The sequence below is a fragment of the Methylibium sp. genome, from assembly GCF_013817365.1.
GTDB lineage: Bacteria > Pseudomonadota > Gammaproteobacteria > Burkholderiales > Burkholderiaceae_C > Methylibium.
In genome coordinates this window covers 1-15,415 of record NZ_JACDCU010000008.1, presented here as the reverse complement: position 1 = coordinate 15,415, position 15,415 = coordinate 1, and the positions used below count along the sequence as shown (strand labels likewise).

18 protein-coding genes are annotated in these 15,415 nt (G+C 68.0%); 12 read left to right on the top strand and 6 right to left on the bottom strand.

The genetic code is table 11. The features are described from left to right. Nucleotides 1–89: 89 nt before the first annotated feature. From H0W38_RS01345 to H0W38_RS01335, 3 genes are read left to right on the top strand one after another with little or no spacing between them, the layout of a single operon-like run. A complete protein-coding gene (locus H0W38_RS01345; RefSeq protein ID WP_292450718.1) occupies nt 90–2,222 on the top strand; it encodes a molybdopterin-dependent oxidoreductase in 2,133 nt (710 codons plus the stop codon). 9 nt (nt 2,223–2,231) lie between these two features. Then, nucleotides 2,232–2,537 (top strand): 4Fe-4S dicluster domain-containing protein, encoded by a 306-nt coding sequence (locus tag H0W38_RS01340; protein WP_292450717.1) that lies wholly within the window; start codon nt 2,232–2,234, stop codon nt 2,535–2,537. An 11-nt stretch (nt 2,538–2,548) separates the two neighbouring features. Further along, the gene (locus H0W38_RS01335; protein ID WP_292450716.1) at nt 2,549–3,967 is read left to right on the top strand and encodes an FAD-dependent oxidoreductase; all 1,419 of its coding nucleotides are present in this window, start codon (nt 2,549–2,551) and stop codon (nt 3,965–3,967) included. 141 nt (nt 3,968–4,108) lie between these two features. Here the strand turns inward: H0W38_RS01335 and H0W38_RS01330 are convergent, their stop codons facing one another. Further along, nucleotides 4,109–4,531, bottom strand: a complete 423-nt coding sequence (locus H0W38_RS01330) for a GNAT family N-acetyltransferase (protein ID WP_292450715.1) — start codon at nt 4,529–4,531, stop codon at nt 4,109–4,111. 137 nt (nt 4,532–4,668) lie between these two features. Here H0W38_RS01330 and H0W38_RS01325 point away from each other — a divergent pair, with 137 nt between their 5' ends. The 5 genes from H0W38_RS01325 (at nt 4,669) to H0W38_RS01305 (ending at nt 8,172) form a co-directional block, all read left to right on the top strand. Then, a complete protein-coding gene (locus H0W38_RS01325) occupies nt 4,669–5,022 on the top strand; it encodes a hypothetical protein (RefSeq protein ID WP_292450714.1) in 354 nt (117 codons plus the stop codon). A gap of 155 nt (nt 5,023–5,177) precedes the next feature. Beyond that, nucleotides 5,178–6,251, top strand: a complete 1,074-nt coding sequence (ada, locus tag H0W38_RS01320; protein WP_292450713.1) for a bifunctional DNA-binding transcriptional regulator/O6-methylguanine-DNA methyltransferase Ada — start codon at nt 5,178–5,180, stop codon at nt 6,249–6,251. Next, nucleotides 6,248–6,997 carry a 2OG-Fe(II) oxygenase gene (locus H0W38_RS01315; RefSeq protein WP_292450712.1) on the top strand — a complete coding sequence of 250 codons (750 nt, stop codon included), beginning with the start codon at nt 6,248–6,250 and terminating at the stop codon, nt 6,995–6,997. Before ada ends, H0W38_RS01315 begins: the two co-directional genes overlap by 4 nt. A 30-nt stretch (nt 6,998–7,027) precedes the next feature. Beyond that, complete coding sequence (gene alkB, locus H0W38_RS01310; RefSeq protein ID WP_292450732.1) at nt 7,028–7,711, top strand: DNA oxidative demethylase AlkB; 684 nt, start codon at nt 7,028–7,030, stop codon at nt 7,709–7,711. Continuing rightward, nucleotides 7,708–8,172, top strand: a complete 465-nt coding sequence (locus H0W38_RS01305; protein WP_292450711.1) for a hypothetical protein — start codon at nt 7,708–7,710, stop codon at nt 8,170–8,172. The genes alkB and H0W38_RS01305 overlap by 4 nt, the downstream gene beginning before the upstream one ends. A gap of 12 nt (nt 8,173–8,184) precedes the next feature. Here H0W38_RS01305 and hemW read toward each other — a convergent pair whose 3' ends face one another. From hemW to H0W38_RS01280, 5 genes are all read right to left on the bottom strand, one after another. After that, nucleotides 8,185–9,459, bottom strand: a complete 1,275-nt coding sequence (gene hemW / locus H0W38_RS01300) for a radical SAM family heme chaperone HemW (RefSeq protein ID WP_292450710.1) — start codon at nt 9,457–9,459, stop codon at nt 8,185–8,187. A 5-nt stretch (nt 9,460–9,464) separates the two neighbouring features. Beyond that, complete coding sequence (locus H0W38_RS01295; RefSeq protein ID WP_292450709.1) at nt 9,465–10,100, bottom strand: non-canonical purine NTP pyrophosphatase; 636 nt, start codon at nt 10,098–10,100, stop codon at nt 9,465–9,467. Nucleotides 10,101–10,113: 13 nt separating this feature from the next. Beyond that, nucleotides 10,114–10,839, bottom strand: coding sequence for a ribonuclease PH (rph, locus tag H0W38_RS01290; protein WP_292450708.1), 726 nt, complete (start codon nt 10,837–10,839; stop codon nt 10,114–10,116). A 93-nt stretch (nt 10,840–10,932) separates the two neighbouring features. Continuing rightward, nucleotides 10,933–11,853, bottom strand: coding sequence for a PP2C family serine/threonine-protein phosphatase (locus H0W38_RS01285; RefSeq protein ID WP_292450707.1), 921 nt, complete (start codon nt 11,851–11,853; stop codon nt 10,933–10,935). A 9-nt stretch (nt 11,854–11,862) separates the two neighbouring features. Then, complete coding sequence (locus H0W38_RS01280) at nt 11,863–12,831, bottom strand: serine/threonine-protein kinase (protein ID WP_292450706.1); 969 nt, start codon at nt 12,829–12,831, stop codon at nt 11,863–11,865. Nucleotides 12,832–12,859: 28 nt separating this feature from the next. Between H0W38_RS01280 and H0W38_RS01275 the strand changes: the two genes are divergently transcribed. The 4 genes from H0W38_RS01275 to H0W38_RS01260 all read left to right on the top strand — a co-directional run bounded on the left by H0W38_RS01275 (nt 12,860) and on the right by H0W38_RS01260 (nt 15,366). Then, nucleotides 12,860–13,786 carry a YicC/YloC family endoribonuclease gene (locus H0W38_RS01275; RefSeq protein WP_292450705.1) on the top strand — a complete coding sequence of 309 codons (927 nt, stop codon included), beginning with the start codon at nt 12,860–12,862 and terminating at the stop codon, nt 13,784–13,786. A gap of 317 nt (nt 13,787–14,103) precedes the next feature. After that, on the top strand, nt 14,104–14,559 hold the full coding sequence (locus tag H0W38_RS01270; RefSeq protein WP_292450704.1) for a transposase: 456 nt from the start codon (nt 14,104–14,106) through the stop codon (nt 14,557–14,559). After that, the gene (tnpB, locus tag H0W38_RS01265) at nt 14,535–14,885 is read left to right on the top strand and encodes an IS66 family insertion sequence element accessory protein TnpB (RefSeq protein ID WP_292450703.1); all 351 of its coding nucleotides are present in this window, start codon (nt 14,535–14,537) and stop codon (nt 14,883–14,885) included. The genes H0W38_RS01270 and tnpB overlap by 25 nt, the downstream gene beginning before the upstream one ends. A 112-nt stretch (nt 14,886–14,997) precedes the next feature. After that, complete coding sequence (locus tag H0W38_RS01260; protein WP_367161561.1) at nt 14,998–15,366, top strand: hypothetical protein; 369 nt, start codon at nt 14,998–15,000, stop codon at nt 15,364–15,366. Nucleotides 15,367–15,415: the final 49 nt, after the last annotated feature.

Genomic DNA, 15,415 nt, shown 5'->3' with positions numbered 1-15,415 from the left:
CACGGTCGGCGCGCGCTGGCGCAGGGCAGCGAGAGATGTCCCTCGACCGCGGACGTTCATCCACCGTCGACCAACGAGCAGGAGCATCCATGTCAGCCCACTTCAGCGAGACCCGCACCGTGCGCGGCGCCTGCCCGCAGGACTGCCCCGACACCTGCGCCTTCCTGTATCACGTCGAGGACGGCCAACTGGTCGAGGTGACCGGCGACCCGGACCATCCGATGACGCGCGGCGGCCTGTGCGTGAAGCTGAAGAACTTCGCCGAGCACCACTACAACCCGGACCGGCTGATGCATCCGATGAAGCGCGTCGGGCCCAAGGGATCGGGCCAGTTCGAGCGCATCTCCTGGAACGAGGCGCTGGCGCAGATCAAATCGCGCTGGACCGACATCATTACCGAGCACGGATCGCAGGCCATCCTGCCGCACGCCTACCTGGGCCACCAGGGCACGCTGAACGGCCTGACCGCCGGCGACGCCTTCTTCAACCGCCTGGGCTCGACCGTGGCGGAGAAGACGTACTGCGAGTCGGGCTCCTCGACCGCCTGGATCATGACGGTGGGCCCGACGGGCGGCCTGGACGTCGAAAGCCTCGCCTTCTCCAAGTACATCATCGTGTGGGGCATGAACATGCTCAACACCAACCTGCACGCCTGGCCGTTCATCCTCAAGGCCAAGGAGAACGGGGCCAGGCTGGTGGTGATCGACCCGGTGCGCACGCGCACCGCCAAGCAGGCCGACTGGCACGTGCGCATCAAGCCCGGCACCGACGGCGCGCTGGCGCTCGGCATGATGAACGTGATCATCGGCGAGGGCCTGGTCGATCGCGACTACGTCGAGAAGTACACCCTGGGCTACGAGCAGCTCGCCCAGCGCGCGGCCGAGTTCCCGCCCGAGCGCGTGGCGCAGATCACCGGCATCGCGGCGCAGGACATCGTGACGCTGGCGCGCGAGTACGCCACGGCGCAGCCTTCGGCGATCCGCCAGGGCGTGGCCGTGGAGCGCAGCCCGGGCGGCGGCGACGCGATCCGGGCCATCACCTGCCTGCCGGCGCTGGTGGGTGCGTGGCGGCATGTCGGCGGCGGCACGGTCGAAATGCCGATCTGGGAGTTCCCCTTCAAGTTCGACTTCATGTGCCGTCCCGACTGGATCCGCCCGGGCACGCGGGTGGTCAACGAACTCGACCTCGGCGCGGCGCTGACCGGCACCATGGCGCTGGACCCGCCGATCAAGTCGCTCTTCGTCTACAACTCGAACCCGGTGTCGCAGGCGCCGGCGGCGGCCAGCATCGTCGAGGGGCTCGGCCGCGAAGATCTGTTCACGGTGGTCAGCGAGCTGTTCATCACCGACACCGCCAAGTACGCCGACATCCTGCTGCCGGCGACGATGCAGGCCGAGCAGTACGACCTGATGGTCACCTGGGGCCATCTCTACGTGATGCTCAACCAGCCGGCGATCGAAGCGCCCGGCGAATGCGTGCCCAACATCGAGATGTTCCGCCGCCTCGCGCGCACGATGGGCTTCGACGACGACTACTGGTCCCTGAGCCTGGACGAGATGCTGCTGCGCTCCTACGACTGGAGCGCGCCGCAGATGCAGGGCATCACCCTGGAGGCCTTGAAGGAGAAGGGTTACATGCGCCTGAATGTAGGCCTGCCGCACGAGCGCGCGCCGCATGCGCAGGGCAACTTCAAGACACCCTCGGGCAAGTGCGAATTCGCCTCGAGCCTGGCGGCCGGCGGCAACTTCGTCGTGCCGGTCTGGCGCTCGGGCTATGAAGGCATGCAGCCCGGCGGCGCGGTGGACCCGGTACCCAACTACATCGCGCCGGCGGAAATGAGCGATGCGTCGCTCGCCCAGCGCTATCCGCTCAACCTGGTGTCGCCCAAGCCGCACGCCTTCCTGAACACGCAGTACGGCAACGAGCCCACGCAGCAAAGGCGCCAGGGCGAGCAGATCATCGTCATCCACCCGCAGGACGCGACCACCCGCCAGATCGAGCACGGCAGCTACGTGCGCATCTTCAACGACCGCGGCTCGTTCGAGGCACGCGCCGAGCTCAGCGAGGACGTCTCGGCGGGCCTGATGATGACCAACGTCGGACACTGGCCCGGCCTGAACCGCAGCGGCACGGCGGTCAATTCCACGACGCCCCCCAGGCACTGCAACCTCGGCCAGGCCGGGGCCTTTTCCGACAACCTGGTGGACGTGCAGAAAGTCTGAAGGCCAGCCATGACCCACGTCGTGACCGACAACTGCCGCCACTGCCGCTTCACGGACTGCGTGGCCACCTGCCCGGTGGCGTGCTTTCACGTGAACGACGTGCGCGTGTACATCGATCCCGCGGTGTGCATCGACTGCGGCGCCTGCATTCCCGCCTGCCCGGTGCACGCCATCGTGGAGGAGTTTGACCTGAGCCCGGAGCAGCAGCACTGGATCGAGATCAATGCGCGCGAGTCCGGGCGCTATCCGACCGCGCGGGCGAAGCTGCCGCCGCTGGAGACTGCGGCCGAGCGGCGCCGCCAACTCGGTTACTGACGACCGGGGCCATGACGGCGCAGGCCCCCGGCACGAACGCGCTGGGCACGCCCGGCCAGCCGCTGCGCGTGGCCGTGGTCGGTAGCGGCCCCGGCGGCTTCTACGCCGCGGAGGCGCTGCTGGCGTGCGGCCTGGCGGTCGAGGTCGACCTCATCGAGCGCCTGCCGGTGCCCTACGGCCTGGTGCGTTTCGGCGTCGCGCCGGACCATGCGAAGCTCAAGTCGGTGACCGCCGTGTTCGACGGCATCGCGCGGGACCCGCGTTGCCGCTTCTTCGGCAATGTCGCGCTCGGGCGCGAGCTCAGCGCGGAGCAACTGGCCGCGATGTACCACGCGGTGGTCGTTGCGGTGGGTGCCGACGCTGACCGCAAGCTCGGCATCGACGGCGAGCACCTGGCGGGCGTGCATGCCGCCGGCGACTTCGTCGGTTGGTACAACGGCAAGCCGGAGTGCGCCGCGATGTGCTTCGACCTTTCGCAGGACGTCGCGGTCGTGGTCGGCCAGGGCAACGTGGCGATCGACGTATGCCGCATCCTGGCCAAGCCGGTCGAAGACTTGCGCCGCACCGACATCACGCAGCATGCGCTGGATGCGCTGGCGGCGTCGCGGGTGCGCGAGATCCATCTCATCGGCCGGCGCGGCCCCGTGCAGGCCCGGTTCACGCCGAAGGAGTTGCGCGAGCTCGGCACGCTGCCGGGTTGGCGGCCCATCGTCGATCCCGCCTCACTGGTGCTGAACGAGGAAAGCCGCCAGGAGCTGGCGCTTGCCGGCTTCGTTCACGCATCGAAGAACTGCGAGATCCTGCATTCCTTCGCAGCGCACTCCGGCGAGGCCGCACGCGTGCTCCATCTGCACTTTTACCAGGCGCCCGTCGCGCTGCAGGGCAGCGGCCGTCTGCACAGCCTCACTCTGGAAAAGCAAAGGCTGGCGGGCCCCGCCGGCGATCAGCGGTCCGTACCGACCGGGGAGCGCTCGAGCCTGCGCGCCGGCCTGCTGTTTCGAAGCGTCGGCTACCGGGGCTGCGCGGTGCCGGGCCTGCCTTTCGACACCCGCACCGGCACTCTGTCCCATCGGGACGGCCGGGTGATGGCAGCGCCCGGGACTGCGATGAAGGGCTGGTACGCGACCGGCTGGATCAAGCGAGGGCCGACCGGCGTCATCGGCAGCAACCGGCTCGATAGCGTGGAAACGGTGGCGAGTCTCCTCAAGGACCTGCCGGCGCTGGACACGCCCAAGCCGGGACGCACGGCGCTGCTCGCTCTGCTGAACGCCATGGGGCACCGGGTCGTCACCTTCGACAACTGGCTGGCCATCGAGCGCGCAGAGCAGGAGCGAGGCCACGCGCTGAACAAGGTGGCCGAGAAGTTCGTCCGCGTGCCCGACATGCTCGTCGCGGCCGCGGCGCAGCCTTCGCAGCCTGCGCCGGCCTGACCGGGCGCTGTCGCCGCGGCCGAGGGGCGAACGGGCCGAGCGTCCGTCACGACGCCCGGCCGGCCTGTCGCCACGCACGCTGAACCGCTCTGTAGTTCAGCCGTCCTATGGGGCGACCGGTACGGCACGGGGCGCTTTGCTCTAGGACCAGAAGGAGGTAACGCGCGCCAGCCATCTTCGCCGGACGGTGTCGCGAGCACTCGGCAATTGCTGGGGCATCTGGAAAAGGCAGCCCACGCGCATCAGGCCCGCATCTTGTGGCGACTCGCAGACTCCGGGCTGCATTCCGTGGCGGCGCATGAAGGCGAGCATGCGGGTGTTGGCATTGAGCACATCTCCGTAAAGCTCGCGCAACCCCGATTCGCGCGCAGCCTGCAAAAGGGTGCGCATCAAGGCGTCGGCGACCCCCTGACCTTGCCAGGCATCGCTCACGCTGATCGCCAGTTCGGCCATGCCGCGATCCGGGTCCACGACATACCAGACGGCCTCGCCGACGATCTCTTCGCCGTTGATTCCCCATACGCACGCGACCCAGGCGGCGTGACGCTCCCCGTCCGCAGACACCAGGCGGTGCAGCAGGGACGGCGAGACGCCGTTGACGACGCCGTGGAACCGGTTGCGGCGAGATGCGCCCCTCAGACCGCGCACTACGGGCGCCGGTCGCGCTCGATGGGCCCAGCGCTTGGCGCCAGAATGTGTTCATGAGCCGCCAGCACGACGCACAAGACACCGCCGAGTACATCCCGTTCGAAGAATTCCGTACCGGGCTGCCCCACGGGCGCTTTCGGATCATCGTGAACCCCGCGCTGGCAGCGCCCTTCGTGGTTCACCGAACGCTCGCCACCCAGCTGGCAGTTGCCATGATCGGCTCGGGTATCGCCGCGGCGCTGGCCGGATACCCATGGATAGGCGGGCTCTTGGTGGTGGCGGGCATCCTGTTACGGCGGGCCGTCAAGGCGCAGGCCCCGCGCATCCTGCTGCACCTCGCCACCCGCGTGCCCGCTGTCTACGAACAGGCCACCGAGCACGGCGTGATGGAGGTGCGCCGGGTCTGACGACCTTGCAGCGCAGCGGTGCAGTCGCACCATTGACGCCGCCCACGCACCTCGCCGGCGATTCGAGTTTGAAAGCAAGCACCGGAGTGCCTCACGCAGCGACGATGCCTAAAGTAAAGCCATCGATCCGGCAAAGCGAAAGGCAGCCCGTGAACATGATCACCCGACACGAAACACTCGCAGCGGCCACGGTGAGCGACCCGCGCTGGGCTGCCGTGGCGGCCCGCGATCCGCGGGCCGATGGTGAATTCTTCTACTCCGTGAAAACGACCGGCGTGTACTGCCGGCCGAGTTGCCCGGCGCGCACCGCCAAGCCCGAGAACGTCGCGTTCCACGCCAACGCGGCCGAAGCACAGCGCGCGGGGTTTCGCCCCTGCCTGCGCTGCAGGCCCGACCAGCCCTCGCTGGCTGCGCAGCATGCAGCCACCGTCGCCGAGCTGTGCCGCGTCATCGAGGCGGCCGAGCAAGCGCCCACGCTGGACGAGCTCGCGCAGCGCGCCGGCATGAGTGCCTGGCATCTGCACCGCGTCTTCAAAACGGTCACCGGGCTCACGCCCAAGGCCTATGTCACCGCGCACCGCACCCGGCGCGTGCGCACGGCGCTGGCCCGCAGCGGCACGGTGACCGATGCCATCTACGGCGCCGGCTACAACTCCGGCGGGCGCTTCTATGCCCAGGCCGATCAGGTGCTCGGCATGACGCCCACCCGCTTTCGCGCCGGCGGCGCCGACACCGACATCCGCTTCGCCATCGGCGAGAGCTCGCTCGGCGCCATCCTCGTGGCGCAAAGCGACCGCGGCGTGTGCGCGATCCTGATGGGAGACGACCCCGATGCACTGGCGCGCGACCTGCAGGACCGTTTTCCGAAGGCACGGTTGATCGGCGGCGACGCCGAGTTCGAGCAGCGGGTCGCCCAGGTCATCGGCTTCGTCGAGGCGCCGCGGCTCGGCCTGGACCTGCCGCTCGACGTGCGCGGCACGGCCTTCCAGCAGCGCGTCTGGCAGGCGCTGCGGAACATTCCGGCGGGGCAGACGGCGAGCTATACCGAGATCGCCCAGCGCATCGGCGCGCCGGCGTCGGTGCGTGCCGTGGCGCAAGCCTGCGGCGCCAATGCGCTGGCCGTGGCCATCCCCTGCCACCGCGCGGTGCGCAACGACGGCGCGCTGTCGGGCTACCGCTGGGGCGTGGAGCGCAAGCGCGCGCTGCTGGAACGGGAGAGCGAGGCATGAAGGTGCTCGAGCGCGAGCCGGCTCTCGCGCCGCCGGTTGACGGCGTGGCCGAGCGGGTCGCCAACGTCGATTGGCAACGAGTTGCAAGCGATCTCGATGCCGAAGGCAGCGCGATCGTGGAGCGGCTGATCACGCTGGCCGAGTGTCGCGAACTGGTCGCGCTGTACGCCGACGGCGCCCGGTTCCGCAGCCGCGTGGAGATGAGCCGGCACGGCTTCGGGCGAGGCGAGTACAAGTACTTCGCCTATCCCTTGCCGGGGCTCGTCGCCGCGTTGCGCGACGCCGTCTACCCGCACCTGGCGCCGATTGCCGATCGCTGGAACGAGGCGATGGGCATTGCTGCGCGTTTTCCCGGCGAACATTCCCGATTCGTCGAGCGCTGCCACGCGGCGGGGCAAACGCAGCCGACGCCGCTGCTCCTGCAGTACGCGGCGGGCGACTACAACTGCCTGCACCAGGATCTGTACGGCGAGCATGTGTTCCCCTTGCAACTGGTGCTGCTGCTGTCGGAGCCGGGCCGCGACTTCGAAGGCGGCGAGTTCGTGATGACAGAGCAGCGCCCGCGCATGCAGTCGCGCCCGGTGGTACTGCCGCTCAGGCAGGGCGACGCGGCGGTGATCGCCGTTCATCACCGGCCAGTGCAGGACACGCGCGGGGTGTACCGGATCAACCTGCGGCACGGCGTGAGCCGTGTGCGTGCGGGGCACCGGCATACCGCCGGGATCATCTTTCACGATGCGGCGTGAACCGATGCGAGGGGCCCCGTGACCGCAACGATGCCGCTTTTCGAGGCGGCCGACGACGCCGGGGCCGGGGCGGCGTCGCACGAGCTTCTGGCGCCGGGCGCAGTGCTGCTGCGCGGGCATGCCTTGCCGCGGCAGGACGCGTTGCTCGCCGCGCTGCAGGCCGTGCTCGCCTCGGCGCCCTTGCGCCACCTCATCACGCCGGGCGGCTATCGCATGTCGGTCGCGATGAGCAACTGCGGCGCACTCGGCTGGGTGAGCGACGCAGGAGGCTACCGCTACACCGCGCTCGACCCGCAAACCGGTCGTCCGTGGCCTTCAATGCCCGCCTGCTTTCTGGCGTTGGCCGGCGAGGCGGCGGCACAGGCCGGCTTCGACGACTTCGAGCCCGACGCCTGTCTCGTCAACCGCTACGAGCCCGGCGCGCGGCTCACGCTGCACCAGGACCGCAACGAGCGCGACTTCAGCCAGCCGATCGTCTCCGTGTCGCTCGGCCTGCCCGCGATCTTCCTGTTCGGTGGCTTGCGGCGCGCGGACAAGACGCTGCGCGTGCCGCTGGCACACGGCGACGTGGTCGTGTGGGGCGGGCCGGCTCGCCTGCGCTATCACGGGGTGTCGGCGCTCAAGGGCGGGTATCACCCTTCGACGGGCGGCTGCCGGATCAACCTCACCCTGCGCAAAGCGGGCGGCACCGACAGCACGGGAGCAAGGCAATGAAGCGACAGTGGCTGGCAGCGATCTTCACTGGCGCTCTCGGCAGCTTCGGCGCGGGCGCCATCGCGGCTGAGCCGACCCCGCCGCGCCTGTACGAGATGAGCACCGAGACCGGCATGCCCCATCTCGAGACCAATCTGCGCTACGCCGTGGTAACAGAGAAGCGCTGCCTGAGCACGCACGACCTCTCGGAGGCGTTCTGGATGCTGCGGGACGTGTCGCTGCAAGACTGCATCCTGGTCAAGGCGGCGCAGGCGGCCGATTCCGCCGCCTACGTGCTCGAGTGCGACGGCGGCCACGGCACCACCGGCGAGGCGCGCTGGCAGTTCGAGCCGAACGGGATCACGGGCACGCTGAACGTCAGGCTGGGCGGCAAGAACATGACGTTCTTCCAGCGGATCATGGCCAAGCCGATCGGCGAATGCGGCAATAAGGACGTGAAAGACGGAGCAATGCCCGACTGAAAGCAAGCCGCCTCAGCGGCTCGGCAGAAACAGCGATTGCAGGTCGCTCAGGAAGTCGAACCCGCGCTCGGTCGGCCAGGCGCGTTGCAGATTTCGCTCGATCAGTCCCTTGGCCTCGGCCGCTTCCAGTGCGCGCTGGATCGCCGTGAACGGCAGGCCGGTGCGCTCGGTGAAGCGCGCCAGCTCGAAGCCCTCGCGCAGGCGCAATGCATTGAGCATGTACTCGAAGGGCAGTTCGTCCGCCGACACCTCGTGCTCGCTGGATACCGCCGCGCCTTCGAGCGCCTTGGCCATGTAGGCCGCCGGCTCGCGCCAGCGCGTCTGGCGCAGGATGCGGTGCGCGAAGCTCAGCTTGCTGTGCGCGCCCGCGCCGATGCCGAGGTAGTCGCCGAACTGCCAGTAGTTGAGGTTGTGCACGCAGCGGTGACCGGGCCGCGCATAGGCCGAGACTTCGTAGCGCTGCAGGCCGGCTTCGACGGTCATCTCGGTGCTGCGGTCGAGCATTTCGAAGGCGCTGTCGTCGTCGGGCAGGTTCTTCGGCGGCTCCAGCGCAAAGCGCGTGTTCGGCTCCAGCGTGAGGTGGTAGACGCTCAAGTGCGGCGGCTCGAAGGCCAAGGCTTGGCGAACGTCGGCCTCGCAGTCGGCCAGGCTCTGGCCGGGCAGCGCGTACATCAGATCGATGTTGAAGGTGTCGAAAGCACGGGCGGCTTCCTCGATGGCCGCCACTGCCTGAGCCCGGTCGTGAACGCGGCCCAGCGCCTGGAGTTTCGTGTCGTCGAAGCTCTGCACGCCGATCGACAGGCGCGTCACGCCGGCATCGCGAAAGGCGCGGAAGCGTTCGCGCTCGAAGGTGCCGGGGTTGGCTTCGAGCGTGATCTCGCAGCCGGGCTCGAGCGGCAGCCGCGCGCGGATGTCGGCCAGCAGCCGCTCGATCGATACGGGAGAGAACAGGCTCGGCGTGCCGCCGCCGATGAAGACGCTGATGACGCGCCGGCCCCAGACCAGCGGCAGTGCCGCCTCGAGGTCGGCGCGCAGCGCATCGAGGTAGCGGGCCTCGGGCGGAAAGCCGCCGGCGAAGGCGGGCGTGTTGCCCTGCCCCTTGTTCGCACCGCCAGGTTCATGTTGCGCACTGCCGAGCACCTCGTGCGAATTGAAATCGCAGTACGGGCACTTCTTCAGGCACCAGGGCAAGTGCACGTACAGCGCGAGCGGCGGCAGCGCGGTGAGCTGCAGTGCGCCGGCCCGGCGGTGCAGCGCGCTGGTGTCGATGCGCACAGGGGTGTTCATCGTCGTCAGCGCAGCCACTGCGCGCGCATCAGCGCTGCCATCTCGCGCGCGGCGAGGGCACGGTGGCTGATTGCGTTCTTGGCTTCGGCATCCAGCTCCGCCACGCTGCGGCCGAATGCGGCGATGAACATCAGCGGGTCGTAGCCGAATCCGCCCGAGCCGCGTGGGGCGAACAAGATCTCGCCGGACCAGCGGCCGAAGGCGATCAGCGGCTCGGGATCGTCGGCGTGGCGCAGCGCCACCAGCGTGCTGACGAAGCTGGCGCGGCGCTCGCTGGCCGCCTGAAAAGCCCGCAGCCGGTCGAGCAGCAGTCGATTGTTGGCGGCGTCCTGCAGCGCACGCTGCACCTCGCGCTCGGCTGCCTGCGGCTCGACCGGTGCGAAATGCGCCGACGCCACGCCCGGCGCCCCGCCGAGCGCATCGACGCACAGCCCGGAATCATCGGCGATGGCCGCACCGCCGAAGGCGCGTGCCGCGTGCCGTGCCTTGGCCAGCGCGTTCTCCACGAAGGTGACGTGCGGCTCCTCGGCCTCGGTGATGCCCAGCTCCTTCTGTGAAACCAGTTCGACCGGCAGAGCCGCAAACAGAGAACGCAGCTCAGTCAGCTTCTTGGCGTTGTTGGACGCCAGCACCACACGCATGATTCGCTCCGCGTCAAGCTTTCAAGGCCGCAGCCTGTGCCTCAACCAGCGTGCGGATGCCCTGCTCGGCCAAGGCCAGCAGCCGGTCCATCTCGGCGCGGCTGAAGGCAGCGCCCTCGGCCGTGCCCTGCACCTCGATGTAGTGCCCGGCGCCGGTCATGACGACGTTCATGTCGGTGCCGCAGGCGGCGTCCTCCACGTACTCGAGGTCCAGCAAGGGCGTGCCTTCGACGATGCCCACGCTGACGGCAGCCACGGCGCCCTTGATCGGCGAAGCGGCGAGCTTGCTCTGCGCCAGCAGCCAGCTCACGGCGTCGTGCGCCGCCACGTAGGCGCCGGTGATGGCGGCGGTGCGGGTGCCGCCGTCGGCCTGGAGCACGTCGCAGTCGAGGTGGATCGTGCGTTCGCCGAGCGCGCGCAGATCGAACACCGCGCGCAGCGAGCGGCCGATCAGGCGCTGGATCTCCTGCGTGCGGCCGCTTTGTTTGCCGCGCGCGGCCTCGCGGTCGCTGCGGGTGTGGGTGGATCTGGGCAGCATGCCGTATTCGGCGGTGACCCAGCCTTCACCCGAACCGCGCTTGTGCGGCGGCACCCTTTCCTCGACCGAGGCGGTGCACAGCACCTGGGTGTCGCCGAACGCGATAAGCACCGAGCCTTCGGCATGGCGGGTGAAGTGGCGCGTGATGGCGATCGGACGCAAAGCGTCCACGGAGCGGCCTTGGGTGCGTTGATAGGTCATGCGGAATCAGAAGGATGAAGGCCCGCTGCGCGGGCCCGAAAGGAAGATGCTACCCGCTGCTCAGCCGGCGCTGAGCATGCGCGCGGGCGCAGCTCAGGAGCGCTTTTGCTGCGACGAGCGCCGGATGGCCTCGTTGATCTCGCGGATCGAGCGCTCGATCTCGGCTTCGTCCATCTCCTCGGCCTCGCCCGGGCCGGAGCCCACGCTGGCCTGGATGGTCGAGGCGAACACCTCGTCGCCGAGCGTTTCGGTGGAGATCGCCTTGGCGGTCTCGATGTCCTCGGCCGATTCCCACTCCACCGACAGCACGGTCACGTTGTCGCTCTTGGCGCCGCCGTTGCGCAGCGCCTGCTCGACCAGCTCGGGCACCGCGTCGGAGATGGACCGGGTGGCGAGCTGCTGCGTGATGGTCTCGTCGGTCACGGTGCCCCACAGGCCGTCGGAGCACAGCAGCAGGCGGTCCGCCTCATGCAGGATGAGCGGCCCCACCGTATCGACCACCGGCTTGCCGGGGCTGCCCAGGCAGGTGAACAGCACGTTGCGGTTGAAGCGCTCGCCCATCGGCACCACTTGCGACATCGTTTCCTGAAGTTCCGAATAGCTGTGGTCGCGGGTGCGTGCAACCAGCTTGTCGCCGCGCACGAGATACAGCCGCGAATCGCCGCAATGCGCCCAGTAGGCGGTGTTGCCCTGCAGCACGCAGGCCACGATGGTGGTGCGCGGCGTGTCGATCAGCGCCTTCTCGGTCGCGTAGCGGATGAGCTGGTGGTGGCCCGCGATGATGGCGTCGTGCAGGAAGCGCAGCGGGTCCTTGAGCACCGGCTTGGCGTCGCGCTGGAACATGGCGGCGAGGGTCTGCAGCGCGAGCTGCGAGGCGATCTCGCCCTCGGGGTGACCACCCATGCCGTCGGCCAGCGCGAACAGACCCGAATCGCGCGTGTAGCAATAGCCCATGCGGTCTTCGTTCTTCTCGCGGCCGCCCTTGCGGCTCACCTGGTAAACCGAAAATCTCATGCTCGGTTCTCAGGCTTTGGCGCCGGTCTTGATGTTCTCGAGCTGCAGCTTGAGCCGCTCGCTGAAACTGAGCTTGGTGTAGCGCCGCTCGGTCTCGCGCGCCAGCTCCTTTTGCAGCGCGAACACGCTCTGCGGGCGCGAGAGCGGGTCGAGCGACATGCACCACTCGGTCACTTCGATCAGGTTGTCGGAATACACGTTGCGCAGTCGCGAGAGCGACAGCCCCAGGCGGTCCTTCTCGATGCGCTGCGGCGCGTCATTGGGCGGATAGCCCTGCATGCAGGCGTAGATGCACGCGCCGATCGCGTAGATGTCGGTCCACGGCCCGAGCGTGCCGTCGCGGCGGTACATCTCCGGCGCGGCGAAGCCCGGCGTGTACATCGGGCGGATGAAGTTGCCCTCCTTGCTCAGCACTTCGCGCGCGGCGCCGAAGTCGAGCATGACGGCCTTGTTGTCGTTAGTCACGAAGATGTTGGCGGGCTTGATGTCGAGGTGCAGCATCTTGTGCTGATGCACGATGCGCAGGCCGCGCAGGATCTCGTCGAACAGTGAACGAATCGTCGATTCGCGAAAAACCTTGTCGCGCTTGAGATCGCGCGCGGTGACGATGAAGTCCTGCAGGGTGTCGCCCTGCAGGTAGTTCATGACCATGTAGACGGTCTCGTTCTCGCGGAAGAAGTTGAGCACCGAGACCACGCTCGGGTGCGAGATCTGCGCAAGCGAGCGGCCTTCTTCGAAGAAGCTCTTCAGGCCGAGGCGGTAGAGCGGCTGCTTCTCGGGCTTGACGCGAGGCGTCAATTCGCCGGGCGAGCGCTCCGCCAGCGAAGCCGGCAGATATTCTTTGAGCGCAATGAGACGCCGTTCACTGTCTTCGCAGAGGTACACCACACCAAAGCCACCGGCCGCCAACTTCCTGATGACCTGATACCCGCCGACCACGGTGCCCGCCGGCAGTGGCGCGGGTTTCTGCTTTGACATAATCGAATTTTGCAATGCGATAAATTTGATGTCAGTCTACAGCATGACCGGGTACGCGAACGCGTCCGCCGGAGCCCTTTCCCCAGGAGAAAACGCCACAGAAATCGCACGTTCGGCGAGTGCGGGCGTGCAGGTCGAACTGCGTTCGGTCAACAGCCGTTTTCTCGACATCGCTTTCCGTCTGCCCGAAGACATGCGCTCGCTGGAGCCTGCACTGCGCGAGCTGATCGCCGCGAAGTTGCGCCGCGGCAAGGTCGAGCTGCGGCTGTCGACGCAGGGCGACGCCGGCAGCGTCTGGCCGCAGCCGCAGACCGAACAGCTCAACGCGCTTTCACGCTTGGAGAGCACGGTGCAGAACTGGCTGCCGAAGGCCGCGCCGCTCTCGGTCCAGGAAGCGCTGCAGTGGTGTCGCGCGAGCCAGCCGGCATTGCGGCTGGACGCGCCCGCGCTCGATGCCGCGCGCCGAGCCGTGGCGGGCCTGGTGGAGTCGCGCGAGCGCGAGGGGGAGAAACTGGTCGCAGTGCTCATGCAGCGCTTGCAACGGCTGCGCGAGTTGGCCCGCGACGCGCAACCGCTGGTGCCGCAAGTGGTGGCACGCCAGCAGCAGCGCTTTCTGGACCGCTGGACCGAAGCGCTCGAGGCGGCCGGCGCAAGCGCGCAGTCGGTGTCCGCGCAGGCGCTGCAGGAGCGCGCCATGACGGAGGCGGCCAGCTATGCGATCCGCATCGACGTGGCCGAAGAGCTCGCGCGCCTCACCGCTCACCTCGACGAGATCGAACGCCTGCTCGGCCAGGGCGGCGAGGTCGGCAAGCGACTCGATTTCCTGATTCAGGAGTTGCAGCGCGAGGCGAACACGCTGGGCTCAAAATCAGCCGCCCTCGAACTCACGCAGATCTCGGTGGAAATGAAAGTGGCAGTCGAGCAGATGCGCGAGCAAGTGCAGAACATCGAGTAGCGCTCCAGGGGGTGTCTTGCCACCCCAAACGTCGCCCAAGTTGTTGATTCGCAATGGAACTTGATCTCAGGAGGTAGCAGACCGTCCGAGCGGAGCGCATGCTGTGTGTGTGGTAAATCGTGGGGTAAATGCCGTTGCCCTGTTGCCGCCGGCCGAGAACTGACCAGCCAGCGAGGGTGATGCCGACCGGATATTGACCAGGGTGAACGACCTACCCGTGTTGCGTGACAGAAGTAAGCGGTCCATAAACCGCGTCCTTGATCGCGGCCAGGGTGCCTGACACCCTACGTTCCCACGTAGGTGAGCGTGGGAACGTGATGTCAGACGAATTGGAAGACTTGACGCGCCGACTCGTGGTCGGGCGCAAGAGCGATGGCCGCGGTGTGTACGACGAGGCGGCCAAGGCCGAGTTGGTGGCCGCATGCGGCAGGCCGGGCGCGTCGGTGTCGCGACTGGCTCGCGAGTGCGGGATCAATGCCAACCAGCTCAGCCGCTGGGTGCGCGAGCACAGCGAGCGACGCCAGCGTGCGGTCGTGGCGAGCCCCGGCACTGCACGCGAGGCGTTCATCGCCATGCCGATCACGGCCGCCCTCACACCGACGACACCGCCGCTGCCGGCGACCGACGATAGCCGCCACGTTGTTCGGATGAACCTGCAGGCGCGGCTGCCCAACGGCGTGGTCTTCGATCTTCGCGAAGTCGATGTGCAGCAGGCTGGCGTCGTCATCGAGGCACTCGGGAGGGTGCGGTGTTCCGTCTCGACGAAGGCCTGAAGGTCTACCTGCACCGCGAGGCGATCGACTTGCGGCTGAGCATCAACGGCCTGGCGCTGCTGGTGGAGAAGGCGCTCGGCCTGGACCCTTTCGCAGCCTGCGTCTACGTCTTCAGCAACCGCCGGCGCAACCGCGTGAAGATCCTGGGCTGGGACCGCAACGGCTTCTGGTTGCTGTTGAAGCGCCTCGAGCAGGATCGTTTCATCTGGCCGCTGGAAGCTGCGGTACCGGCGTTGACGGTGGAGCAACTGCATTGGCTGCTGGAGGGTATCGACATCGGCGTCGTGCAGCGGCATCCCCAGCGGCTGTACGAGCGCGTGACCTGAAGCGACACCACTGTATGGGTTGGTTGCGCGCGGTCCGCATTGTTACGGGCTGATGCGACGATCGGCGCCACGTCGGCACACGCGATGATGAGAATGCGTGCCGATGGTTCGCATGCCTACCCCCGACGAGATCGCCGCACTGCGCCAGGCGCTGCTTGATGCCATTGCGCGTGGCGAGCAGGCCGCTCGGCGCAGCGAGGAGCTTGCCGGCGAACTGCGCGTGGTGCGCACCGAACGCGACCTGCTCAAGGAGCAGCTCGACCGATTCAAGCGTCAGCTCTTCGATGCCAAGAGCGAGGCAAGCGCCACGCACCAGAAGGACATGTTCTTCAACGAGGCCGAGGGCGTTGGCGCCCAGGCCCAGCCGGCGGCCGAAGAGAGCGAAGACGACAAGATCGACGTGCCGAGGCTGCTGTCTGGCGCCGCAACCCCGATGAGAAGTGACGAGAGGGAAGGGCGCCTCAAGCTTCGTCAGTGTTAGTATTACCGAGTAATACTTGGAGGTGCTATGGAAGCGACGTCGGTCACCA